This is a genomic window from Streptomyces sp. NPDC111628 (assembly GCF_055635195.1).
Genome location: NZ_JBVKBZ010000003.1, coordinates 902,873 through 926,274, shown reverse-complemented (window position 1 = coordinate 926,274; position 23,402 = coordinate 902,873). Strand labels below are relative to the sequence as shown.

The window sequence follows — 23,402 nt, the reverse complement described above, 5'->3', positions numbered from 1 at the left end:
GGTTACCACCGCCGGGTCCTGGACGGACGAGGCCGTTGCACCAGAAGTTGACTCATGAAATCAATTGACACTCGGTTCTGCTGGGATGGGGGAAGCATTTGCTGACGACAAACACGGACGACTACTCGATAGGCATCGACATCGGAGGCACGTTCACCGACTGCGTCCTTACGGACGCGCGAGGACGGTCCCTCTCCGTCAAGGCGCTCACGACGAACGACGATCCGGTCCGCGGCGTCCACGAGGCGCTGACCCGGCTCGGCGAGGCGGTGGGCAGCGATGTGCGGTCCCTTCTGTCACACACGCGCCGTCTCGGGCATGGAACGACCATCGGCACCAACACCGTCCTGGAGCGCAGAGGTGCCAGGGTCGGCCTGGTCACGACGGTGGGCCACGGCGACGCGCTGGCGATGATGCGCGGGCGTGGGCGAGTGGCGGGTCGCCCGATCGAGGACGTGTTCCGCGTCCACGGGGCCTTGCCCCGGCCGATGATCGTGCCCGGAGCCGTACTGGAACTGCAGGAACGGGTGGACCGTACCGGCGCCGTCGTCGTGGCGCCGGACCCCTCGCACGTCCGCACCGAGGTGAGCCGGTTCATCGCGCGCCACGAACTGGACGCCGTGGCGGTGGTCCTGCTGTGGTCGTTCGCCCATCCGGCTCACGAACAGCTGGTGGCCGAACTGGTGACCGAGGTGTCCCCGGCGACCTATGTGTCCCAGTCGGTACGCGTGTCCCCCCGCCTGGGGGAGTACGAGCGCATGGTCGCCACAGTGATCAACGCCTATGTGGGCCCCGTGTTCCTGCACTACCTCGGCCGCCTCGCCGAACGGCTTGAACAGGGCGGGCTCGCGACACCAGTGGCCTTCATGCAGGCCAACGGCGGAGTCCTGCCTTCGGCGGAGGCCGCAGGCGCTCCTCTCGGCACTATCGACTCCGGCCCGGCCGGAGGGCTGGCGGGCGTGGCGGCCCTGGCCCGGGCCGCGGGCCACGACCGGGTGATCGCCACGGACATGGGCGGCACCTCCTTCGACATCGGGCTGGTCGAGGACGGCAGACCGGTGACGGCCGAGGAGAAGGTGATCGAACAGCACACCTACCGGATGACCCACCTCGACGTGCGCAGCGTCGCCTGCGGAGGCGGGACCATCGCCCGGGCCGACCCCATGACGGGCGCCCTCGGCGTCGGGCCGGACAGCGCGGGCTCCGAGCCCGGGCCCGCCTGCTACGGCCGCGGCGGAACGGAACCGACCGTGACGGACGCGGACGTGGTCCTCGGACTGATCCGTCCCGGCGCCTTCCTCGACGGGCGAATGCGGCTCGACCCGGACCGCTCCAGGGCGGCGGTGACCCGGCTCGCCGCAGAGCTGGGCCTGTCGGTGGAGGAGACGGCAGCAGGCATCGTCAACGTCAACAACGTGCACGCCGCCACTCTCGTCCGTCGCCAGACCATCGAACGCGGCCTGGATCCAAGGGACTTCGTCCTCTACGCCTACGGCGGGGCCGGCCCCGTGCACGCCTTCGGCTTCGCGGCCGAGTCCGGTGTACGCGAGGTGCTTGTACCACTGGGCGACGGAGCGTCGACCCTCTCGGCCTACGGCATCGCCACCGCCGACACCTTGCGGTGCGTCGAGGTCGAACGCGTCGTCAAGGCGCCGTTCGGTGACGACCTGGCCCCCGCCGTCCACGAAGCGGTGCGGCGCGTTCGGTCCGCGGGCGAACAGGTCGGCACGACGACCGGTGAGTTCGACATCAGCGTGCACGCGCTGATGCGCTTCGAACAGCAACTGGCCAACAGCGTGGAGGTCCCCGTTCCGCTCCCCGTGGGACCGGAGACCGGCCGACTCGTGCTGGAGCGGTTCACCGCTGAGTACGCCCGCCGGTACGGCGCAGGCGGCTCGGGAGTGCGTGGCACGGCGGAGGTCTTCGCGCTGCGCGCCGAGGCCCGGGAGCCGTCACGGTACCCGGCCCAACCGCCGACGGTAGAGCCGAGCGGCGACGGCGTCAGGGAGACCTGTGAGGTCTACTGGCCCACACACCACCAGTGGCTCGCCACCGACGTCCACGACCGGCACGCGGTCGCCCGGACGGGTGAGATACGGGGCCCCGCGCTGGTCGAACTCGCCCACACCACGGTCTGCGTACCGCCCGGAGCGGTACTGGCCACCGGGAAGCACGGCCATCTGAGCCTGCGCCTTCCGGAGGACCTCGTTCCCGGCGTAGCGAGCGGAGGAGACACACGATGACCGATGACGACGCAGTCGTCTGGGACGGCCGGGCCCGGGGCTATGTACCCGGCCCGCGGCTCGCCATGTCGCCCACCCTGGAACTGCACGACCGGTCGCACACCGACATCGATCCGATCACCTTCGAAGTCGTCCGGTACGCGCTGCTCAACGTCAACGTGGAGCACGGACAGACGCTCCAGCGGCTGTGTGTCTCGCCCATCACCATGCTCACCCGCGATTTCCAGCCGTCGATCGCCCTGCAGGACGGCGAGTTGGTGTATCTGGGACCCTACATCCAGTACTTTTCCACCTCCCAGTCTCTGACGATCAAGTGGATCCTGGAGAACCGCAGCGAGAACCCGGGCATCCGCCCCGGTGACATGTTCCTCTCGAACGACCCCTACGTCGGGTCCCCGCACCAGCCGGACGTGGTGGTCGCAGCGCCCGTCTTCGTGGGGGACGCACTGTTCTGCTGGGTGGCCAACGTCCTGAACCACGCTGACGTGGGCGGCACCAGCATGGGCAGCTTCTGCATGGACGCGCCGGACATGTTCAGCGACCCGCCGGCGCTCCCACCGGTCAAGATTGTCAGCGGCGGCCGGGTACAGGCGGACGTCGAGGAACTGTTCCTGCGCCAGTCCCGGCTCCCCGACCACGCGCACCTGGATCTGCGGGCGGCGATCTCCGCGAACTCCGTGGCTGCGGACCGCATCCTCGCACTGGTGGACCGGTACGGCGCAGACGTCGTCAAGGGCGTCATGACAGCCGTACTGGACGCATCGGAACGCACCTTCGTGGAACGCCTGCGCCACATACCCGATGGTCAGTGGTCGCACCGGATCTTCACCGAGGGCAAGGGCCCGGGCGACGACGGGATCTACGCCTACCAGCTCACCGTACGCAAAGAGGGAGAACGCCTCTGGGTCGACAACCGGGGAACCGACCCGCAGGCGGGTGCCATCAACGTCGCCTACGCGGGTCTGCTCGGCGCCTTCCTCTGTGCCCTGACCGCCGCGACGGCCGCCGACCTCGGCGGCGCATACGGCGGCGTGCACCGCCGGGTGACGCTCGAACCGGTACCCGGAACCCTGTCCTGCGCGGACTTCCCCGCAGCCATCAGCCCGGCCGGCGCCTACACCATGGAGACGCTCATCAGCCTTTCGGGAAGCGTCGTGGCCAAGATGCTCTCCTGCGCGTCGCCGGAGCTGCAACGCATGGCGATCGGACCGGCCAACCCAGCGTTCTACGCGGTGATCACCGGTGGCGAGCAGGCCGGCCGGCCCTTCATCGCGCCGGACGTCACCAACATGATCGGCGGACTGAGCGCCACGCCCCACGACGACGGCGTCGACTTCGGCGGGCATTTCTGGATCCCCGAGGGTACGGCCGGCAACGTGGAGGAGCTGGAACAGCTCTGGCCGATGTTGTTCCTGTACCGGAGGGCGTTGCCCGTCCGGGCGGACGGTGCGGGCGAGTACCGCGGTGGCCGGGGGTTCGTCCAGGCGACGGTCCCGTGGTCCGAACCCCGCCTCGGCATTGCCCTCTACATGGACGAGTCGTTCCCGGCCCTGGCCGGGCCGTTCGGCGGCAGTCCGGGCACCATGGCAAGGTTCCGCCTGCGGCGGAGCAGTGACGTCCTGGACCGGCTGAGCGGTGGCCGGGTGCCGCAGAACCTGCACGAGCTCGACGGTGACTGGGCTTCCGTGCAGGCCAAGGGCCCCCTGCTCGCCGTCGGCGCGACCGACGTCTGGGAGTGGACCGGCGCCAACGGCGCAGGCTGGGGGGATCCGCTGAAGCGAGACCCCGCCGCCGTCCTGCGCGACGTCCGCGCCGGGGCCCTGAGAAGGGACGTGGCGCTGCGGGTGTACGCGGTCGTCGTCGACGCGGGGGGCCGGGCCGTGGACGAGCCGTCGACCGCCGCGGCCCGTGCCTCGGCCCTCGCCGAGCGGCTGCGGCAGGCGGCACCCCCGCGGGTACTCCTGGGTGTCGCCGACCCGAAGGCACCGGTGCGCGTCATCGGCGGAGAGCTCGGTCTTCAGGAGCACGAAGGCGTTCTCACCTTCGTCTCCCTCACCGGCCGAGCACAACTCGGGCCCGCCGACGGCGACTTCACCCGGCACTGTGCGGTACTGGAGCGCCCGGTCTCCGAACTCGGGCCGGAGTTCACACCCGCCACGGGGCGAGCGGGGCGGCACATGCGCTACCGCGCGTATCTCTGTCCCGTCACCGGGCTGCGTGTCGACGGAGCGATCGTCCGCGCCGGGGAGGAACCGCCCGTCGGTCTCCGATTGACGTGAGCGGCCTGTTCCCCTGTTCCGGGGCGGGATGTGCACGCCTCGCCTCCAGGCGGACGGGCGGCATCGCCGGCCGGCATGGACGGCCCGACGGGTACCCGCACCGGGGGACCCGTCGGGGGCGGGTCAGCTGTCGGCCCGCACGGTCAGCAGGTCGGTGAGGCCGATTCGGTCGTAGAAGTCGGCCCGAACCCGGTCGGCGATGTCACTGACGCGCTCGGAACCGTCGTCGGCGGGGTCGACAGTGGTCCGGAACGGCCGTCGGCCCTTGGGCATGTCCACGAGGTCGACGATGGAGCGAGCCACCTCCCGGACGTCGGCGTCGGCCGGTGCCAGGGCCGCCAGGCGTTCGCCCACCTCCTGCGCCAGGTTTCCGTACACCGGCTCGTAGGCCTTCGCCGTATCGGTGTCCTGCGGAAGCATGGCATGGGCGAAGTGATGCGTGCCGGAGGTGAAGGACCCGGGCACGACTACGGCCGTGTCGATTCCGAAGCGGGAGAGCTCGACGGCGTAGCTCTTGGCCAAGTGGTCCATCGCCGCCTTGGCACCGAAGTAGGGCGCGAGGTACGGGGGCGTGCCGCCGTAGGTGCTGGACGAGCCCACCCACACCAGCAGCCCGTCCCGGCGGTCGCGCATCTGCGGGAGCACGGCGCGGTTCACTCGCTGCGTGGACACCACGTTGGTGTCGTAGATCCGGGCGATCTGTTCCGGGGTGAAGGCCTCGGTGGGACCGGTGACCATGTGGCCGGCGTTGTGGACGACGACGTCGATACGGCCCGCCTCGCGCGTGACGGCGGCCACGGCCCGGTCGACGGACGACTGACTGGAGACGTCGAGTTCGACCGTTCTCAGCCGCACGGCCCGCTCTTCGGCGTACGCGTGGGCCTCGGCGACGGCCTGCGCGTTGCGTCCGGTGGTCTGTCGCATACCGGCGTAGACGGTGTGGCCGGCATCGGCCAGAGCTCGTGCCGTCAAGGCGCCGAAGCCGCTGGACGCGCCACTGACCAGAATGGTCCGGGACATGGGAACTCCTCGGTGGGGTGGGATGACGTCAAGTGCGCCGGTCGGCCCGCACAACCCCGCCGGGCCGACCGATGCGGTCCTCGCATGCTGTCGCGGGCTGCGCGGCGGGGCATCAGTCGTATGACAGGGAGTCGAAGTCCTCGGAAGGGGGATGCGGACCACTTGCCCGGGAAGCGGGCGGGACGACACCATGGCACCGCCGCCTCCATGGTTCCCGGACCTGGCCGCCGCGTCACCGGCCGACGGCCCCGAGTCACCGTGATGCGGAACCCTGCGGCCGGCCGTCCGGCCCTGTGCGACGGGGGCGGAGATGGCACGCTGGACGACCGGAGAGTCGGTGCTCGCCCGCGCGGTCCGGGTACTGGAGGCGTTCGCGCACGACCGCCGGTTCCTGACCGTCGCGGAGATCGCCCGAAGGACCGGGCTTCCGGTGCCCACCGCGCACCGTCTGGTGACGCAACTGCTGGAAGCGGGGTTCCTCGAACGCGAGGAGGGCCACCGCGTGCGCATCGGTCTGCACCTTTGGGAGATCGGTGCACTCGGCGCGCGGGCGCTCGACCTCCGCGAGGCCGCCATGCCCTACCTGGAAGACGTCCACGCCGCGACTCGGCAGCACACCCAGCTCACCGTGCTCGAGGGCAGGGACGTCCTCGTGCTGGAGTGGCTGAAGGCAAGGGAAGAACTGCAGGGTCTCCTCCTCCACGCCGGGCGGCGCGTGCCGGCCCACGCGGCCGCGGGTGGGGCCGTTCTCCTGGCGCATGCGGACACCCGGCTTCAGGAGGAGGTGCTGTCGGGCCCGTTGCCCCGCTTCAACGACCGCACTCCGTCCGACCCGCACGAACTGCGCCGACTGTGGGCCGACGCCCGGTGCAAGGGCTACGCCGTGTGCGACGGCTTCGTCAACACCCGGGCCGTCAGTGTCGCCGTCCCGGTGACCGGCGGGGACGGAAGAACCGGCGCGGCCATCGGTGTCGTCGTCCCCGCCGGTGAGATGCGTCCGATCATGCTCGTGCCGGTCTTGCTGGCTGCCGCCCGCGGCATTGGACGGGCCCTGCGTCAGCGGGGCACAGTGCTGTGATCTCTCAATCAATGGAGCCGGCGTAGAGGTGACCGGCCCCGGCCTCGTTAAGTGGACGGCGTTCAGCCACAACCCCCTGGTGTCCCCGTTCGTCGGCCGGCGCGTCCGGCCGCGGGGACCTCCTGAGCGAGGAGTACTCATGGACGTCGGCACCGCCTACGGGCGCCGCCCCGGAACGTCGCTGCTGGAACTGGCACAGGTTGGACCGGGCACTCCGTACGGTGAGGTACTGCGCCGGTACTGGCAGCCGGTGGCACTCTCCGGCGACGCCACGACGACACCGAAACGGCTGCGCATCCTGGGGGAGGACCTCGTCCTGTTCCGCACCCGCGGCGGACGGCCCGGCCTGCTGGCACCCGACTGTGCCCACCGGGGCGCGTCGCTGTTCTACGGCGGAGTCGAGGACGACGGCATTCGTTGCTGCTACCACGGGTGGGTGTTCGACACCGAGGGCCACTGCCTGGAGCAGCCCTGCGAGCCGGAGCTGGGCAAGCACCGCGACAAGGTCCGCCAGCCCTGGTACCCGCTGCGTGAGTACCACGGGCTGATCTTCGCCTACATGGGGCCGTCGGACCGCAAACCCGCCTTCCCGCGCTACGACGTGCTGGAGGACCTCGGCGAGGGCGAGTCCGTGTACGCCGACGACAGGAGTTTCGGGGCCGGCGGACCCGCCGAGCTGGACTTCAACTGGCTCCAGCACTGGGAGAACGTGATGGACCCCTTTCACGTGCCGATCCTGCACGCGCGCTTCTCCGGCAACCAGTTCATCCCGGAGATGGCCATCCTGCCGGAGTGCACGTTCGCCTTCACCGAGCAGGGCGTGCGCGTCACATCGGTCCGGGAGTTCCCCGACGGCCGCGTCCTCACCAGGGTTACGGACTGCGTCTTCCCCAACGTCCGCCTGATCCCGGGGCCGAAACTGACCGCGTTGGGGCCCACGCCGATCGTCGGCTGGGCCGTGCCCTTCGACGACACCCACTTCAAGGTCTTCACCCTGTTCCGGGCCGACCATCCCGGCTATCTGCTCGGCGAGCGCAGCAGGATGGGCGACGACAAGTGGTGGGACCAGCTGACCGAAGCGGAGCACCAGCGCTACCCGGGCGATTACGAGGCCCAGAAGTCCCAGGGCAGCGTGGCCACCCACTCCCGCGAGTTCCTGACCACCACCGACCAGGGTGTGGCCATGCTGCGGCGCATGATGAGCAAGCAGGCCAAGGCGGTCGCCCGGGGCGACGACCCGGTCGGAGTGACGCGGGGCGGGGACAGCGCCACTTACCACGTCGAGGCGGGCAGCTACTTCACGGGCGCGGCCGGTACCGCAGGGGCCGTGCGCGAGGAACGAGCGTCCCGGTGACCGCCGGGATGCTGCTGCCCGGGCCCGGGCCCGGGCCCGGGCCCGGGTCGGCGTCGGCGGCGGATCACGGTCGGCGTGAACGGCAGTTGTGCGTACGGTCCATGACCCGGGAGGCGGAGGGAGTCCTCTCGCTCGAACTCGCCGACCCCGGGGGCGGGACGGTGCCCGTATGGGAGCCGGGCGCGCACATCGACGTCGATCTGGGGCCAGGTCTGCGCCGCAGCTACTCGCTCTGCGGCGATCCCCACGACGATCGGTCGCTGACCATAGCGGTGCTGCACGAACCCGGCGGCCGGGGAGGCTCCGACCACATCCACAGCCGGCTCAGGCCCGGTGCGTTGCTTCCGGTCTCGGCCCCGCGCAACGACTTCCCGTTGGTGGACGCACCGGACTACCTGTTCATCGCCGGGGGGATAGGCATCACGCCGCTGCTTCCGATGATCGCGGCCGTGCATGAGCGCGGGGCGCGGTGGCGGCTCGTGTACGGCGGCCGGCGCCGGGCTTCCATGGCCTATCTGGACCGGCTGGCACGCTACGGCGAGTGCGTCCTCGTCCGGCCGGAGGACGAGTTCGGCCTCCTCGACCTGGAAGAGGCGATCGGCACGACCGGTCCCGGCACCGTGGTGTACTGCTGCGGGCCCGAGCCGCTGCTGAGCGCGACGGAGACGAGCTGCGCCGGGCACGGGCGACCTCTGCTGCTGGAGAGATTCGCCGCCCGACCGCAGACCGCCGGCGGACCCGCGACGACCTTCGAGGTGGTGTGCCGGCGTTCCGGCGTGCGCGCCCCGGTCGGCCCCGACCAGAGTGTGCTCGACGTCCTGCGATCGGCCGGCCTGCCCGTCGCCTACTCCTGCGAGGACGGTGTCTGCGGCACCTGCGAGACGCCCGTGATCGCCGGGGACGTGGAGCACCGTGACTCGCTGCTGTCCGAGGCGGAACGACAGGCCGGGGACACCATGCTCGTCTGTGTCTCCCGCTGTCGTTCCGCTCGTCTCGTCCTCGACCTGTAGGAGACACCGTGACCGCCGTGACGCAACGGCCCCTCGCAGTCATCGACGTGGACGGCGTCATCGTCCTGGACCGCCCGACGGTGCCGGTCCACAACGTCGTGGTCCACTCCGACGGCAACCGGTGGGCCAGGAGGGTCGAGATCCCTGTGGGCGCCGACGCGGTCCTGGGGCGACTCGTCGAGAACTTCGACATCGTGTGGGCCGGCGCCTGGTCGCACAACGCCCATCCGGCGTTGCGGCACGTGCTCGACTTGCCGGAACGTCCCTGGCCCTTCCTGCCCGTCCAGTTCCGCAAACTGCCCGCCATCCGTGCCCTCGCCGACGGGCGGCCGTGGGCCTGGATCGACGACGGCATGCACGACCCGGGCCTGCTGGACGACCCTTCGGACGGGATCTTCGTACCGGTGAACGCCGGTGCCGGAATCATGTCCGTCGATCCGGAAGACCTGGCCGCGAGACTCGGTCAGGCCCGAGGCGGGGAGATGTCGTACGAGATGCGCCCGGCCGGCAGGTAGAACAGTGCGATCAGGGCGCCGCCCTCGACCTCGGGGTAGTGATGACTGCCGGGGTCGGGGGCGGTCCAGCCCGCGCCGCACCAGCCCCTGGGGCCCATGAGGCGGGCCCCCGGGGTGAGGGGCACGACGAGGTTGAGTTCGCCGTAGGGATGCTGGTGGTACTGCCCGCGGTAGCGCTCGACGCTGTCCATGTACACCGCCGTGATGCTGAAGTAGTGCAGTTCGGGAAGAGGCTCGGCGATCCGGCTGCGCCGGTACCTGGGGCCGTCGACCTCGACGTTGGCCGCCCAGCCGTCCCGCACTCCCTCGGAGGCCAGGCGCGCCAGGTCGTCGTAGACGGATGTGCCTGGTCCATGTGTCTCGTTGAGCCATGTCTCCAAGGCAGCCCCGGCCGTGCGGTTCCTCAGCTCTTCCACGAAGGGAATGCTCCGGTCGATCAGCTCCTGCGCCGTGGACATGGTGATCTCCTCGTGGTGGACCGGGCCTGTCGGCCTTGGTGCGGGACACGGTAGGGATGTATTTCATTACGGTCAAGATGTGTAATGAAATGCGAGGGTCGAGGCACGGTGAGGAGCTGTAACGAAAAAGAAGGCAGGATGGAACCGGGCTCCGACGGGCCCGAGACTCGGGAAGGACATGGGATGGCGAGCGCGGAGACGACCCGACCGGACGCACGGGGTGCCAAGCGCGGACGCCGTGCGGAGGCGTCGCAGGGGCCTTCCGCCGGACGCCCGCGGGATCCGGCGATCGAGGAGTCGATCATTCAGGCCACCCGCCGTCGGCTGGCGACGGAAGGATACTCGTCGTTGACGATCGGTGACATCGTCGCGGACGCCGGCGTCACCCGGCCCACCCTCTACCGGCGGTGGGCCAACAAGTACGACCTCGTCATCGACGCCATCCAGTACGGGCTACGGATGCAGCGCGAGGCCTATCCGCCGCTGGACCTGGACGACCTGGCGCCGCGCGAGGCGCTGACCGAGGCCGTGCGACGCCTCGACCCCCGCTATCACAATGAGCGGGCGATGGCCCTGCACGGCAACTTCATGGCGGAGGTGGAGCGAGCGCCCGGTCTGATGGAGCAACTGCGTGAGCTGGGCATACAGCCTCGCTGCGAGGAGCTGCTCCTGGCGCTCGTGTCCCTGCAGCGGCGCGGCGCGGTGCGCGAGGACGCCGACCTGGAGATGGTCGTGAGCCTCTGCTTCGGAAGCTACTTCGCCGACTATCTCCGAACCGGCGGAGACGTTCCCGAGGGGTTCGCCGAGCGCGTCGTGGCAACGATCTGGCCGGCCGTCGCCGCCGGCGAAGAGGGCTGAGCGCCTCCGCGGGGCTTGACCGCGGCGACGGAGCACGACCGAACCTATTGCGTCCATCGACGGCGCGGCTCTAGCATCCGTCGCATCGCTCGACCGCGAACTTACGTGCGGTAGTCGAACATTCTCTGTCGACCATACCGCGGAGTCCCGCGATCTCTCCGTCTCGGCAGTCCCAGGAGATACTGGATGGACGTTTACGAGGCTTTGTACACCACCAGGATGATGCGCCGAATGCGCAAGGACCCCATCCCGCTGGAGTCGCAGTGCCGCATTCTCGACGCCGCGATCCGTGCGCCCAACGGTGGTAACGCCCAGCGGTGGCACTTCCTGGCCGTTGACGATCCGGCCATCAAGACCCAGCTGGCCGAGCTCTACGTGCAGTGCCGCGTGCAGGAGTACGCGGACATGGCGCGAGGCGCACTGGGCAAGACGATCCACGATCCCGAGGCGCATGCCGCCACCATGCGCAAGATCAAGGCGTCCGGCGACTACTTCACGGAGCACTTCGCCGAGATCCCCCTCCTGCTGTTCGTCTTCTCCATCGACGACCACGGCGGCGCGAACATCTATCCGGCCATCTGGAGCACCCTGCTCGCCGCCCGTGCCGAGGGCGTGGGCGGTGTCATCACGACGGTTCTGCGCTACGAGGAGGAGACCGTGCACAAGCTCCTCGGTGTGCCGACCGGGGACGGCTGGAGGATGAACGTCATGCTCGCTCTCGGCTATCCGCTCGGCCGCTGGGGCGTGGCTGCGAACCGGCGGCCCATTCACGAGGTGACCAGCCGAAACGGGTGGGGCCGGCACATCGGCGCGACCGTCTCGGAGCCGTTGTGGGCGCCCACCGCCGAGTGAGCGGTCCGCCGCTTCGGCCGCCCTCCTCGCCTCGTCGTCCGCACGTACCGTGCGTTGCCGCTGCCCGCACCCACGCACGTCGGCGGCCCGTTCCGCCGCCCGCCGAGCCGCCCTCATGGTGCCGGGTCATCCGGTGCCCGGGAAGGAAATGCCGTGACAACAGCCTGGAAACCGAGACTGCAGCCCGTGGGGGCGGACGAACGGGACCGTGACTACCGGCCCTTGAGAGCATGGTGTGTGCTCGTCCTGCTGGCTGTCTTCATGATCGTCAACTTCGCCGATCGCACCATCCTGGCCCTGGCGGCGCAGCCCGTCATGCGGGAACTGGGGCTGTCGGCGTCGCAGTTCGGGCTCATCAGCAGCTCGTTCTACTTCGTGTACAGCGTCAGCGCGATCGGGATCGGCTTCCTCGCCACCCGGCACATATCGTTGAAATGGCTGTTGTTCATCATGTCCCTGCTGTGGGCGGCGACCCAGTTGCCCGTCTTCCTGTTCGCCGGCAGCGGCGTGCTGCTGGGAACGCGGATCGTTCTCGGCGCCGCCGAAGGACCGGCGACCGCCGTGGCGAACTCCGCCGCCTACAGCTGGTTCCCTCCGCATCGCAGGGGGCTGCCGACTTCGGTGCTCACCTCGGGACCTTCGCTCGCCAAGCTGGTGGCGGCACCGGTTCTGACCCTGCTGATCGTCCATCAGGGCTGGCGCACCGGCTTCTTGGCCGTGGCCGTGGCCGGGCTTGTCTGGTGCGGTCTGTGGCTGGCCGTCGGACGCATCGGCCCCTACGCCGCCCCGCAGCGCCTCGCGGACTCGGCTTCCGCGGCAGACGCCGCCGCGGACCGGGCGGCACGACGACGCACCTTCCTCGCGGTCGTCACCAGCCGGACGTTCATCCTGCTGCTCCTCGCGACCTACCCGCTGTACGCGTTGATCGCGGTGATCCTCAGCTGGCTCCCCTCGTATCTGGAGGCCGGTCTGGGGTTCTCGCCGCTCACCTCGGGCTTCTTGTTCGGCCTGCCCAGCATCATCGGCATGGCGTTCATGCTCGGTGCCGGCTGGTTCACCGACCGTCTCCTCGCCTCGGGAGTTGCGCCCCGGGTGGCCCGCGGCCTGGTGCCCACGGTCTCCCTGGCCGTGGGCGGCGTGTTCCTGGCCGTTCTGCCGCTGGCCGGAGGGCAGCGCTATCTCGCGTACGGGCTGCTCGTCGTCGGCTACTGCCTCACGCTCCTCGCCCTTCCGATCGTCTACGCCGCGATCGGGACCTCCGCGGCCCCGTCCCAGCGGACGAGTGTCCTGAGCCTCTTCATCGGGTTGCAGAGCACATCCGGCATCTTCGCGCCCTGGGCGACGGGGGCCCTGATCGATGCCGCGGACAACCAGGTCGACGGCTACAACACGGCCTTCATGGTGATGGGCGTGCTGATCGCCGTCGGAGGCCTGATCGCCGCCCTGGTCGTCGATCCCGGCCGTGACGCGGCGCAGGACGCGCCGGTCTCCTCCGTGGCGCCGGGCTGACACCGTGGGCTCGCCGTAGGCGGCGCCGCCTCACACGAGTTGCCCGCGCAGTGCCTCGGCATGCAACCGCAGGGCGTCGAGAACGCTTCCGAACATGTCCTGCGGCGACAACTGCTCGAGGGAAGAGCCCACGTTGAGCGCCGCCACCACGCGGCCGTCCCAGCGGGTGATCGGCACTGCTATCGAGTGGAACCCCGGCTCGACGTCGTTGGCGACGTAGCAGTAGCCGGCTTCCCGGATCTCCCGAAGGGTCTCCTCGTCGGGCCCTTCCGCGGACGAGGTCTTCGCGGGGGAACCGAGGTGAGCCAGCAGCACCTTGCCCAGGGCCGAGGTGCGGGCGGGGACGCGGTAACCGACCCCGCTTCCCACGATGAGCATGGACTGGCGGATGGCGCGGGCGATCATGACGGCCTCGTCGCCCTCCAGGACGGCCACCGAGCACGACGCCTTGAACTCCTCGCACACGCGGTCGCAGACGGGCTGTACGACGGTGCTGACGGTGTTCGACGCGAGGTATGCCTCGGCGAGTCCGAGGACGCGGGGGGTCGGTTCGTATGCGCGCCCGTCGGCGGTGAGGTAGCCGAGGTGCTCCAGGGTGAGGACGGCCCGCCTCACCGTGGCCCGGGACAGGCCGAGTTCGCGTGCCAGGTCGGCCTGGGTCAGACGTCTGCGCTCCTTGCCGAAGACCGACAGTACGGCGAGGCCGCGCGCCAGCGCTTCGGAGAAGTCCGCCGGGTTGGCCGTACCGGCCAGCTCCCGCCGTCGCCGGGCCGCCGAGTCGTCGTCGTTCAGTCGAGCCATTGCGTTCTTCCCCTGTCCAGTCGTACTGTCCACGCACCAGAAAAGCGAACTTATGTGCGGTAATCGAACGTTGGAGTCTGGATGCTAGCACACGAAAACCGGCGGATGACCGAGACGGGAGCCGGCACCCCCGCCGGTGAGTGGATGCGTCGCTACTGGCAACCCGTCGCCCTGAGCGAGGAGTTGGCGGGCGCGCGGCCTGTCGTCACGGTGAAGCTCCTCGGTGAGGACCTGGTCCTGTTCCGCAACGAGGACGGCACCTTGGGCCTGATCGAGCGGCGTTGCCCCCATCGGGGGGCGGACCTCTCCCTGGGCCGGCTGGAGGACGGCGGGCTGCGCTGCTACTTCCACGGCTGGCTGTTCGACAAGGCCGGCGGCTGTCTTCAGACTCCCGCGGAACCCGAGGGCAGCAAACTGGCCTCCCGGGTCCGCATCGCGTCCTATCCCGTCCGCGAGTGCAACGGCATCGTGTGGGGTTACCTCGGCCCCGGCGAGCCGCCGCACCTGCCCGCGCTCGACTGCTTCCTCGCCCCCGAGGAGTACACCTTCGCCTTCAAGGGCTACCTCGACTGCAACTGGCTTCAGGCCCTCGAGGTCGGCATCGATCCTGCCCATGCCTCCTACCTGCACCGCTTCGAGGAGGACGACGACTCGGGCGACTCCTACGGCAAGCAGTTCCGCAACGTCTCGCTCGGGACCGACCTGCCCATGACGCGGATCCTGCGGGAGTACGGCAGGCCCGAGATCCTCAACGCCCGCACCGAGTACGGCCAGCGCATCGTCGCGCTGCGGAGGATCGACGGGGAGGGGCACGACGGCAGCGCCACCCACGTGCGCATTACGCACCAGGTCTTCCCGCACGGCATCACCATCCCGCTGAGCGCTTCCATGGCGATCACTCAGTGGCACGTGCCGGTCGACGACACCTCCTGCTACTGGTACGCGATGTTCACCAGCCTCGACGAGCCGGTGGACCGGGAGAAGATGCGCGAGCAGCGGCTGGACGGCATCACCCTCCCCGACTACAAGCCGGTCCGGAACCGCGGCAACCAGTACATGTTCGATCCCGAGGAACAGCGTACGGCCACGTACACCGGCCTGGGCCCGGACATCAATGTGCACGACCAGATGGCCGTCGAGGGGCAGGGCCTGATCCACGACCGCACCCGTGAACATCTGAGCCGCTCCGACAGGGCCATCGTGACCTACCGCCGTATGCTGCTGGCCGCCATCGACGCGGTCGCCGAGGGCAGGAGTCCGGACCTGCTCCTGCGGGACACCGCCGACGTGGAGAGCAGGGGCCCCATCCCGCTCGACGGCATCGGTCCGACGGGGGAGTGGGAGACCTTCTGGACCGGGGCCATCGACTCGCTGCGGCGCGACAGTCCGTGGGCCCAGGACTCCGACGCCGCCCGGGACAGTGGTCCCGCCGGAGTCAGGTCGTCGCAGCCCGAGCCCGACGACGCATTGCTGCCGCCCCTGCCCCACCACGCGGAGTGAGTGCATCCATGGGATTCATCGAACGGCACGGCCTGTACTCCGACGACCAGACACGGGCGGCCGGCGACATCCTCGAACGGGTGGCGGCGGAACGTCTGCATTCCGTGCGCATCGTCTTCGCCGACCAGCACGGATTGCTGCGCGGCAAGACGGTGGCCGCCTCGGAACTGGCGTCCGTCCTGCGCGGGGGCCTGACCGTGGTCTCCACCCTCCTGTCGAAGGACACCTCGGGGACCACCGTCTACCAGGCGTTCTCGCCCGACGGCGGATGCGGCATCGCCGAGATGGCCGGTGCCGGGGATGTGGTCATGGTGCCCGACCCCGGCACCTTCCACGTGCTCGACTGGGCGGACGGGACGGGCTGGCTGCTGTGCGACCTCTACTTCAGCAACGGCCAACCAGTCCCGCTGTGCACCCGTGGTCTGTTGCGCCGCACCGTCCAGAGGGCCGCCGACATGGGCTACGACGTCATGGTCGGCGCCGAGCTGGAGTTCCACCTCTTCCGCACGGTGTCCGACGGCACCGGGGGTTCCGGCCCGGACGGCGTCGAACTGCTCAACCCCGGCTACCAGCTGCTCTCGGAGGACCGGGCGGACTCCCTCGAACCGATGATCACGGTCTTCGGCGACACCCTGCGGCGGCTCGGCATACCGCTGCGGACCTTCGAGGTGGAGCTGGGCCCCAGCCAGCTGGAGGTGACGCTCAGTCCGCAGACCGGCGTGCGCGCCGCCGACACGGTGATGCTGCTGCGCAGCGCCCTGAGACAGACCGCACGCCGGCACGGCTACCACGCGACCTTCATGTGCCGGCCGAAGATGCCCCGCGTCTTCTCCAGCGGATGGCACCTGCACCAGTCGCTGCTGTTCCGGGGCGAGCGCGAGGGCGAGAACGCCTTCGTGCCGGACGACCCGGGCGCCCTCCTGTCCGAGGCGGGACGTCACTACCTCGCCGGGCAACTGCGGCACGCCGCGGCGGCTTCGGCGTTCGCCGTGCCCACCATCAACGGGTACAAGCGGTTCCAGTCCTACTCCATGGCCCCCGACCGGGTTCTGTGGGCGCACGACAACCGAGCGGCCATGCTCCGTGTCTGCGGATCGGCGGCCGACGGCTCCACACACGTGGAGAACCGTGTCGGCGAGCCCGCCGCCAACCCCTACCTCTACGTCGCCTCCCAGCTCACCGCCGGGCTCAACGGCATGGAGCAGGGATGGGACCTCGGACCGGCGGCCGACGAGCCCTACGAGACGGAGGCCCCGAGGCTGCCGGGCACACTCGCGGAGGCGCTCCAGGCGCTCGTCGACGACAGCGAGTTCACGGAGTCCTTCGGCAAGCAGTTCGTCGAGTACTACGTCGGCATCAAACGCCATGAACTGGCTCGCTTCAACGCTGCCGTCATGGACTGGGAGCACAGCGAGTACTTCGAGCTTTTCTGAGTCGCAGCCCCGAACACAGGTCGGAGAAGGAACGGATCGACCATGTCTGACACTCCATCCCGGCCAGGCGAGACGAGGACTCTCCTGGTCAAGCAGATACGCGCCGAGGCACCCCGGGTGGTCACGCTGACCCTGGTCGACCCGGAGGGAGGGGCTCTGCCCGCCTGGGAGCCGGGAGCCCACCTCGAACTGGTGCTGCCCTCCGGGACCGTCCGGCAGTACTCCTTGTGCGGGGACGACCTGGACAAGACCAGCTACACGGTGGCCGTCCGGCACGAGATCGAGGGCCGGGGAGGTTCGCGGGAGATCCACACCACGGCTCTCGTGGGCCGGGAGCTGACCGTCCGAGGCCCGCGCAACCACTTCCCCCTGGCCCGGGCAAGGCACCACCTCCTCGTGGCGGGAGGCATCGGCGTAACCCCCCTGCTTCCCATGGCACGCGCTCTCGCGCGCTCCGGACAGGACTGGCGCCTGCTGTACTGCGGACGTCACGGAGCCATGCCCTTCGTGGACGAACTTCTGGATCTCGACACGCATCGGGTCACCGTCGTCCGGACCGATCGGGACGGCCGGCCAGACCTCGCGCCCCTGGTCGGCCGGCTCCCGGCGGGGAGTGCGGTCTACTGCTGCGGCCCGCCCTCGCTGGTCGCGGACGTCTCGGGCGCCTGCGCCGTGGCAGGGGGCGGCCTCGACGTCCGTGTCGAGCGCTTCTCGAAGGACTCCGGGGCGACGCCGCCTGTCACGGACGGTGATCGTTCCTTCGAGGTCGAACTCGACCGCTCGGGCACGGTGATCACCGTGCCCGCCGACCGTTCGGTCCTGGACGCGGTCCGGGACGTGCGCCCCGAAGTCCCCTACTCCTGTGAGGAGGGCTACTGCGGGAGTTGCGAGACCCGGGTCGTCGCCGGCACCCCCGACCACCGGGACGAGGTGCTGGGCGCCGCCGAGCACGCAAGCGGAAGCACCATGATGATCTGCGTCAGCCGTGCCGCCTCGGATCGGCTCGTGCTCGACCTCTGACCACCCCGTGCGTGTCGGACGTACGTGGTCTCCGGCCGACTCCCCGCTCCAGAAAGGTGGGACACACATGACCTCAACAGCCTTGGTGCTCGTGCACGACGCCGCGCCGAGCCGACGCGAGCGCGTGCCCGGGGCGCTGACTCCCGCACTCGCCGAACGCGGTGTGGAGGCCCACGTCTTCTCCTTCGCCGGACCGGAACACACGGTCCCCGACCTCGACGCCTACGACCTGCTCGTCGTCATGGGCTCCCACGAGTCGGTGAACGACATGAGTGTGCCCTGGCTCGCGAACGAGCGGGCCTTCGTGACGGCTGGGGTGGGCAGCGGACTGCCCACACTGGGCATCTGTTTCGGCGCGCAGTTGCTGGCCCAGGCACTGGGCGGGAGCGTCGCCCCCGCCCGCCGCCCGGAGCGCGGCTTCACCCTCGTGGCGTCGGACGATCCGGACCTGGTCCCGCCCGGTCCCTGGATGCAACTGCACAGCGACTCCTTCACCGTGCCACCCGACGCCATGGAGATCGCCCGCAACGCGAGCGGATCCCAGGCGTTCGTCCGGGGGAACGCGCTGGGCGTGCAGTTCCATCCGGAGACCACCGTCGACAGCTTCGCGAGCTGGACGGAGAGGTGGGCCGCGACGGGCGGGGTGCCGACGGTCGGTGAAGGGGCCCTGGACGTCGACGTCCTGCGCGGTGAGGTCGCCGAGCACGAACGGCGGACCCGCGGCGCCTGCGACCAACTGGTCCGAACCTTCTGCGCCCGGTACGTCCGGTGATGCGTCAAGCGGTCGGTTGAAGCCTCTCTGCACCGGCCGGAGGTCGGCGGCGGGCCACGGGCCACGACGTCAGGTGTCGTTCCGGGGCGCGTCCAACGAGGTCAGGGCGTCTCTGAGCGCGGCACGGGAGGCGATGCCGAGTTTCGGATATACCTGGTACAGATGGGCGCCGACGGTGCGGTGGGAGATGAACAGGCGCTCGGCTATCTGCTTGTTGGTGAGGCCGGCCGCGGCGAGTTGTGCCACCTCGCGTTCCTGCGGCGTGAGTTCCTGACCGGAGCGGGCGCCGCCGGCCTGCGGTGCGTTCCAGCCTGCCGCACGCAACTCGTGTGCCGCTCGTTGCGCCCACGGACGCGCGCCCAGTTCCTCGAAGCTCTTCAGGGCCGCCAACAGGGGCGTCTTGGCATCCGTGGTGGCGCGGGCACGACGGAGCCGTTCTCCTTGGGCGAGTCGCACGCGCGCCGTGTCGAACGGCCACCGGTCCACGTGCGGCGCGCTCAACGTTTCGGCGAAGAGCCGCGCGGCCACGTCGTCGTCCTCGGTGGTGAGCGCCTCGCATCCACCGACGAGCAGCGCGAGTCGGGGCGAGAGGCCCTCGGCGCGGACTGCTCGAAGGGCTCCCACGTGTGCGCTCGCCTGCGCCCGGCGATGGGTGCGCACGGCCGACTCCACCAGGTCGAGGGCCAGCCACAGGGCATGCGGAGTGTGCGCGGGCAGGGTGCCCGCGGGGCTGACGGCGCTCGCGTGGAGGAACGCGTCGTCGAAGCCGCCGCTCGCGATGCTCGCGACCGCGTGCACCTGGTGGGCGTAGTGGACGGCCGAGCGCACGCCACGCGGCGATGCCCAGTCCGTCATCCGCCCAGCCAGCGCCCGGGCGGTCTCCGTCTCTCCGCGGGACGCGGCGACGATTGCCTTGTTGTACTGGAAGTACCAGGTGAAGAAGCTGTAGCCGGACGCGTCGCACAGTTCGAGTCCCTCCTCGGCGAGCTGCGCGACTTCCGTCCATCTTCCCGAGTGGTAGCCGTCCAGGCACAGGTGCATCAGACCGCCGAGATGCCTGCGTACCGGGCCACCGTCTCGTCCCTGCCGCACGACGCGCCAGGATGGCTCGCGCAGCGCAGCCAAGCGGTCGGCGTAGATCGACGCCGTTCCGATGCGCACGATCCGTGCGGGATCGGTCTCCTCCAAGCCGGCGTCGAGGATGTGGTCCAACTGCTCCAGCGCCGCAGACCCGGCGCGGGCGGGGTCACCGAACGTGCGGCTCGCGACGGACAACAGCGTCGGGGCCTCGGGCCGCAGGCGGGAGAGCGCCGTGTGGAAGGGCGCCCACAGTCTTTCCTCGCCCCCGTAGAAGCACAGCAGGAGAAGCAGGTGCAGCGCGTCGATCAGGGACACGTCGTCGGCGTCGTAGCCATGCACTCCCTCCTGGATCGCGCCGACCAGCAGGCGGTGTGCCGTGGCCACGTCGCCGTCGCCGTTCAGCACGAGCTGCACGGCGGCGGCGGCCGAGTGCAACGACCTGCCGTGCTGCGGATCTGCCCGGCGTGCGTCCGCCAGCAGCTCGGATGCGCTGCTCAGCGCTCCGGTGGCGTCGGCGCCGATGTAGGCGGCCTCCGCCAGCCGACGTGCTCGGTCCCGCCCCAGCGGACTGAGATCCGCGGCACGGGTGAGGGCCTCGACGGCGGCCACGGCGTCTCCCCGGTCGAGGATGCGGTGGGCGGCCTCTTCGAGAAGGGCGGCCACTCGCTCCTCCGGTTCGATGGTCGCCGACCCGAGATGCCAGGCCCGGCGTTCCGGTTCGTTGGTCAGTGCCCGGGCCAGTGCCTGGTGTGCCGCACGGCGTTCGCCGCCGGTGGACGCCTCGACGACGGCCGAGCTGATCAGGGGGTGACGGAACACCAGTCGCCGGGACTGTTCCTCCACGCGTACGAGCTGATCGTGTTCCGCGGGAGCGAGGCCCTGCAGGTCGGCGTCGCGGTTCAGCTCCCGCGCGGCGGCGTACAGGGTTCCCAGGTCCCCGCTTCCGCTCAGCGTGGCAAGCAGCAGCAGATGCCGCGTCGGTGCGGGCAGGCTCTGAATGCGAGCGAGGAAGAGGGACTGCAGACGTCGACCGAGCGGCAGGACCGTCGGCAGACCCTCCAAGGCCGTGCGCTGGCTCGATCGCAGGGCGCTGGGCAGCTCCAACAGGGCCAACGGGTTGCCCCGCGCGGTTTCGAGGACGCGCCGGCGCACCGGGTGGGCGAGGCCCGGGAAGCGGAGGTCGACCAGGCTGGTGGCAGACGACTCGTCGAGTGGCTGCATGGGGTACGTCGGGAGGCCGCTGCTCTCGAAGTATCCGTCCGCCCCCGTACGGGAGGCCGCCAGGAAGCTGACCCGGCTGCCGGAGAGACGCCGGGCGATGAAGCCGAAGACCCCGGCACTGGCCCGGTCGATCCACGGGAGGTCGTCGACCACGAGCAGCAACGGACTGCTCTCGGCTACCGATTGGAGCAGCGCCAACGCGGCGTTGGAGACGACCAGCCGTTCCGGAGGACTGCCGGCACCGAGACCCAGGGCAACCTGGAGGGCATCCCGGTGCAGACCGCCGAGACCGTCGATCGCGTCCCGGAGGGGCAGGAGCGCCTGGTTCAGCCCGGAGTAGCCGACGTTCGCCTCGAACTGGACACCGTCCGCACGCAGCACGCGCGTCCCGGCCTCGGAGACAACCCTGGTCACCACGTCCAGGATCGCGGTCTTGCCCACGCCCGCCTCGCCGGACAGCAGCAGAGCCCGCCCTGCGTCCGGGCTGCTCAGAAACGCGGTGATGCGTTCGACGTCCCGGTCCCGTCCCACGACAGGTTCGGCGCCGAGGCGGAGGGGGTGGGGGGAAGTCATCGAGCCTTGCTCCATTCAACCGAGGCGGTCGATCGCGGTGTGCAGCGGCCTTGAGGGGGCTCCCAAGTCGTCACGCCTAATACATTACACCTAGTGGCTGTAATGATTTTTCATGCGATAAGTGGCGAAGTGTTCCGATTGATGCGGATCGTGGCGGCGGCCCGAATGGCTGCCGATCCTATTTCACAGAGTACGCAGTAAGTCGAGGCAGATCACCACCAAGCGAATTCAGTAGTCATGTGACCTATGGGCCTCCGACGCGCGGAAATATACGTCCAGAAATGTCGACCGACGGCGGGAACGTAAAACGGAAGTGAATTGCCGAGTTCGAGCATCAAAAGCCCGAAACGACAGAATGTGCCGACAGTCCTCTCGCCCAGGAAAAGGCGATGTCCACCTCACAGCTCCCTTGCACACCCAGTGAAGAAGGCGCGGTGCCATTGGCGCCACGAGCCGTCCCCGTCCTCGGACACGCCCCGGCCCTGATGCGTGCCCCGCGGCATGGCTGGCGGCGTGCCGCGCCGAAGGCCCGCTCTTCGAGGTGCGGCTGGCGGACGACATCCAGAGCGACGCCGTGGCCACCCAACGCACAGCTGAGTACGAGGGCCTGCGGTACACCGCCCTGCAGGTGATCAACGGCCGGGGCGAGTGTGGGGCGGACGCCCACCCGGTGCTCGCCGCGCTCGGAGACCTGTGCCGACGCACCTTTCCCGGGCCCTCCCCGCAGTGGGCCCGCCGCTTCACCCTAGACCTGGAGCGGTGGCTGACCGGACACGCGCGGGAGAACGCCTACCGGTCCGCGGGCATCACGCCCGACCCCGAGCAGTACACGCAGCTGCGTCGCGACGCCTCCACGGTCTTCCCCACGATCGACCTCATGGAGGTCGCGGAACACGTCGAGATCCCCGCACCGGTCTACTACGGCAGCGCTTACCAGACACTGGTCACCTCAACCGCCGACATCATGTGCTGGATCAACGACATTCACTCGCTCCCCGCTGAGGACGCGGGTGACGACTCGATCAACCTGGTCGTGGTCCTGCGCGAGCACCACGGCCTCAGTCGGGACGCGGCCGTCGCCGAGGTCGTCCGCATGATCGACGAGCGAGTCACGGCGCATCAGGCCGCGGCCGAGGACTTCATGGGCTCGTTGGACCCCACGGACCCTGCGACGGAGGCCCTGCGCAGAGTCGTGCGCGACCAGGGCTCCTGGGCGTCCGGGATGGAGCGTTGGGACCGTCTGGACACTGTGCGCCATCACGTCACTAGCCCCTCCGCCGACGACCGGCCGCTCCGCCACGTCGACGACCTGCTCACCCGATGACCCTGTGCGGGCCCGCCGTGCCACCACCGCTCCCCGCACACGCTCGCCTAGACGGAATGCACACCCCCGATAGGAGCGCACCATGACCTCCGGCACCACCGCGCGCGCCACCGACACCGGCCGAGTCCCCGGCGGCCTTCCCCTTCTCGGGCACGTGCTTCCCCTGCTGCGTGACCCCCTGTCGTTCCTGTCCTCCCTACCGGAGTACGGGGATGTGGTGACGAAGGTGACCCGTGTGTTGCGCGGCACCCTGGAACCTGGCGGCCTGCACATGCGCGTCGAAGCCCGCGTGGTGGACGTCCGTCGCCCCCCCCTGAGGAGGGTCGCCTCACTGCGGGTCAGGCCGTACTGCCCGGCCCGGAACGGAGCCCGGGAAGGACGCGAGAGGTCGAGCAGCATGCCGCGCGCCGCCTGTTCGGCTGTGCAACTGAGGCTGGCAGCAGCCCTGGGGGAGGGATGGCGGATGTGACGCGGTGGGACAGCACCTCCACGTGCTCCAGTC

Annotated in this window: 18 protein-coding genes; 14 read left to right on the top strand and 4 right to left on the bottom strand. The window is 69.9% G+C overall.

The annotated features are described in order from the left end of the window. Nucleotides 1–98 precede the first annotated feature (98 nt). Together ACZ7MF_RS19130 and ACZ7MF_RS19125 are read left to right on the top strand one after the other, a co-directional pair. Nucleotides 99–2,243, top strand: a complete 2,145-nt coding sequence (locus tag ACZ7MF_RS19130) for a hydantoinase/oxoprolinase family protein (RefSeq protein WP_471477980.1) — start codon at nucleotides 99–101, stop codon at nucleotides 2,241–2,243. Then, nucleotides 2,240–4,522, top strand: a complete 2,283-nt coding sequence (locus tag ACZ7MF_RS19125; protein ID WP_471477979.1) for a hydantoinase B/oxoprolinase family protein — start codon at nucleotides 2,240–2,242, stop codon at nucleotides 4,520–4,522. The genes ACZ7MF_RS19130 and ACZ7MF_RS19125 overlap by 4 nt, the downstream gene beginning before the upstream one ends. Nucleotides 4,523–4,645: 123 nt before the next feature. Here ACZ7MF_RS19125 and ACZ7MF_RS19120 read toward each other — a convergent pair whose 3' ends face one another. Further along, complete coding sequence (locus ACZ7MF_RS19120) at nucleotides 4,646–5,542, bottom strand: SDR family oxidoreductase (protein ID WP_471477978.1); 897 nt, start codon at nucleotides 5,540–5,542, stop codon at nucleotides 4,646–4,648. A gap of 310 nt (nucleotides 5,543–5,852) precedes the next feature. Between ACZ7MF_RS19120 and ACZ7MF_RS19115 the strand changes: the two genes are divergently transcribed. The 4 genes from ACZ7MF_RS19115 to ACZ7MF_RS19100 all read left to right on the top strand — a co-directional run bounded on the left by ACZ7MF_RS19115 (nucleotide 5,853) and on the right by ACZ7MF_RS19100 (nucleotide 9,499). Beyond that, entirely contained in the window at nucleotides 5,853–6,620 is a 768-nt protein-coding gene (locus tag ACZ7MF_RS19115) for an IclR family transcriptional regulator (RefSeq protein ID WP_471477977.1), read from the top strand. Between the two features lie 139 nt (nucleotides 6,621–6,759). Next, nucleotides 6,760–7,974: a Rieske 2Fe-2S domain-containing protein gene (locus tag ACZ7MF_RS19110; RefSeq protein ID WP_471477976.1), complete on the top strand. Its 1,215-nt coding sequence runs from the start codon at nucleotides 6,760–6,762 to the stop codon at nucleotides 7,972–7,974. 101 nt (nucleotides 7,975–8,075) lie between these two features. Continuing rightward, nucleotides 8,076–8,984: a PDR/VanB family oxidoreductase gene (locus ACZ7MF_RS19105; protein ID WP_471477975.1), complete on the top strand. Its 909-nt coding sequence runs from the start codon at nucleotides 8,076–8,078 to the stop codon at nucleotides 8,982–8,984. A gap of 8 nt (nucleotides 8,985–8,992) precedes the next feature. After that, entirely contained in the window at nucleotides 8,993–9,499 is a 507-nt protein-coding gene (locus ACZ7MF_RS19100) for a hypothetical protein (protein WP_471477974.1), read from the top strand. On the opposite strand, the gene ACZ7MF_RS19095 is transcribed toward ACZ7MF_RS19100, so the two are convergent. Further along, on the bottom strand, nucleotides 9,448–9,957 hold the full coding sequence (locus ACZ7MF_RS19095; RefSeq protein WP_471477973.1) for a DUF4863 family protein: 510 nt from the start codon (nucleotides 9,955–9,957) through the stop codon (nucleotides 9,448–9,450). The genes ACZ7MF_RS19100 and ACZ7MF_RS19095 overlap by 52 nt on opposite strands. 84 nt (nucleotides 9,958–10,041) lie before the next feature. Here ACZ7MF_RS19095 and ACZ7MF_RS19090 point away from each other — a divergent pair, with 84 nt between their 5' ends. The 3 genes from ACZ7MF_RS19090 (at nucleotide 10,042) to ACZ7MF_RS19080 (ending at nucleotide 13,176) form a co-directional block, all read left to right on the top strand. After that, a complete protein-coding gene (locus ACZ7MF_RS19090; RefSeq protein ID WP_471477972.1) occupies nucleotides 10,042–10,815 on the top strand; it encodes a TetR/AcrR family transcriptional regulator in 774 nt (257 codons plus the stop codon). Nucleotides 10,816–11,001: 186 nt separating this feature from the next. Beyond that, entirely contained in the window at nucleotides 11,002–11,667 is a 666-nt protein-coding gene (locus ACZ7MF_RS19085; protein WP_471477971.1) for a nitroreductase family protein, read from the top strand. A 237-nt stretch (nucleotides 11,668–11,904) separates the two neighbouring features. Then, on the top strand, nucleotides 11,905–13,176 hold the full coding sequence (locus ACZ7MF_RS19080; protein ID WP_471477970.1) for an MFS transporter: 1,272 nt from the start codon (nucleotides 11,905–11,907) through the stop codon (nucleotides 13,174–13,176). A gap of 30 nt (nucleotides 13,177–13,206) precedes the next feature. On the opposite strand, the gene ACZ7MF_RS19075 is transcribed toward ACZ7MF_RS19080, so the two are convergent. Then, nucleotides 13,207–13,977, bottom strand: coding sequence for an IclR family transcriptional regulator domain-containing protein (locus tag ACZ7MF_RS19075; RefSeq protein ID WP_471477969.1), 771 nt, complete (start codon nucleotides 13,975–13,977; stop codon nucleotides 13,207–13,209). Nucleotides 13,978–14,082: 105 nt separating this feature from the next. On the opposite strand from ACZ7MF_RS19075, the gene ACZ7MF_RS19070 reads away from it, so the two are divergent. From ACZ7MF_RS19070 to ACZ7MF_RS19055, 4 genes are all read left to right on the top strand, one after another. Then, nucleotides 14,083–15,477 carry a Rieske 2Fe-2S domain-containing protein gene (locus ACZ7MF_RS19070; protein WP_471477968.1) on the top strand — a complete coding sequence of 465 codons (1,395 nt, stop codon included), beginning with the start codon at nucleotides 14,083–14,085 and terminating at the stop codon, nucleotides 15,475–15,477. An 8-nt stretch (nucleotides 15,478–15,485) separates the two neighbouring features. Continuing rightward, nucleotides 15,486–16,910, top strand: a complete 1,425-nt coding sequence (locus ACZ7MF_RS19065) for a glutamine synthetase family protein (RefSeq protein WP_471477967.1) — start codon at nucleotides 15,486–15,488, stop codon at nucleotides 16,908–16,910. A gap of 42 nt (nucleotides 16,911–16,952) precedes the next feature. Next, on the top strand, nucleotides 16,953–17,930 hold the full coding sequence (locus tag ACZ7MF_RS19060) for a PDR/VanB family oxidoreductase (protein ID WP_471477966.1): 978 nt from the start codon (nucleotides 16,953–16,955) through the stop codon (nucleotides 17,928–17,930). A gap of 67 nt (nucleotides 17,931–17,997) precedes the next feature. Beyond that, the gene (locus ACZ7MF_RS19055; protein WP_471477965.1) at nucleotides 17,998–18,702 is read left to right on the top strand and encodes a type 1 glutamine amidotransferase; all 705 of its coding nucleotides are present in this window, start codon (nucleotides 17,998–18,000) and stop codon (nucleotides 18,700–18,702) included. Nucleotides 18,703–18,771: 69 nt separating this feature from the next. On the opposite strand, the gene ACZ7MF_RS19050 is transcribed toward ACZ7MF_RS19055, so the two are convergent. Further along, a complete protein-coding gene (locus ACZ7MF_RS19050) occupies nucleotides 18,772–21,576 on the bottom strand; it encodes an ATP-binding protein (protein ID WP_471477964.1) in 2,805 nt (934 codons plus the stop codon). 541 nt (nucleotides 21,577–22,117) lie between these two features. Between ACZ7MF_RS19050 and ACZ7MF_RS19045 the strand changes: the two genes are divergently transcribed. After that, on the top strand, nucleotides 22,118–22,900 hold the full coding sequence (locus ACZ7MF_RS19045) for a terpene synthase family protein (protein ID WP_471477962.1): 783 nt from the start codon (nucleotides 22,118–22,120) through the stop codon (nucleotides 22,898–22,900). Nucleotides 22,901–23,402: the final 502 nt, after the last annotated feature.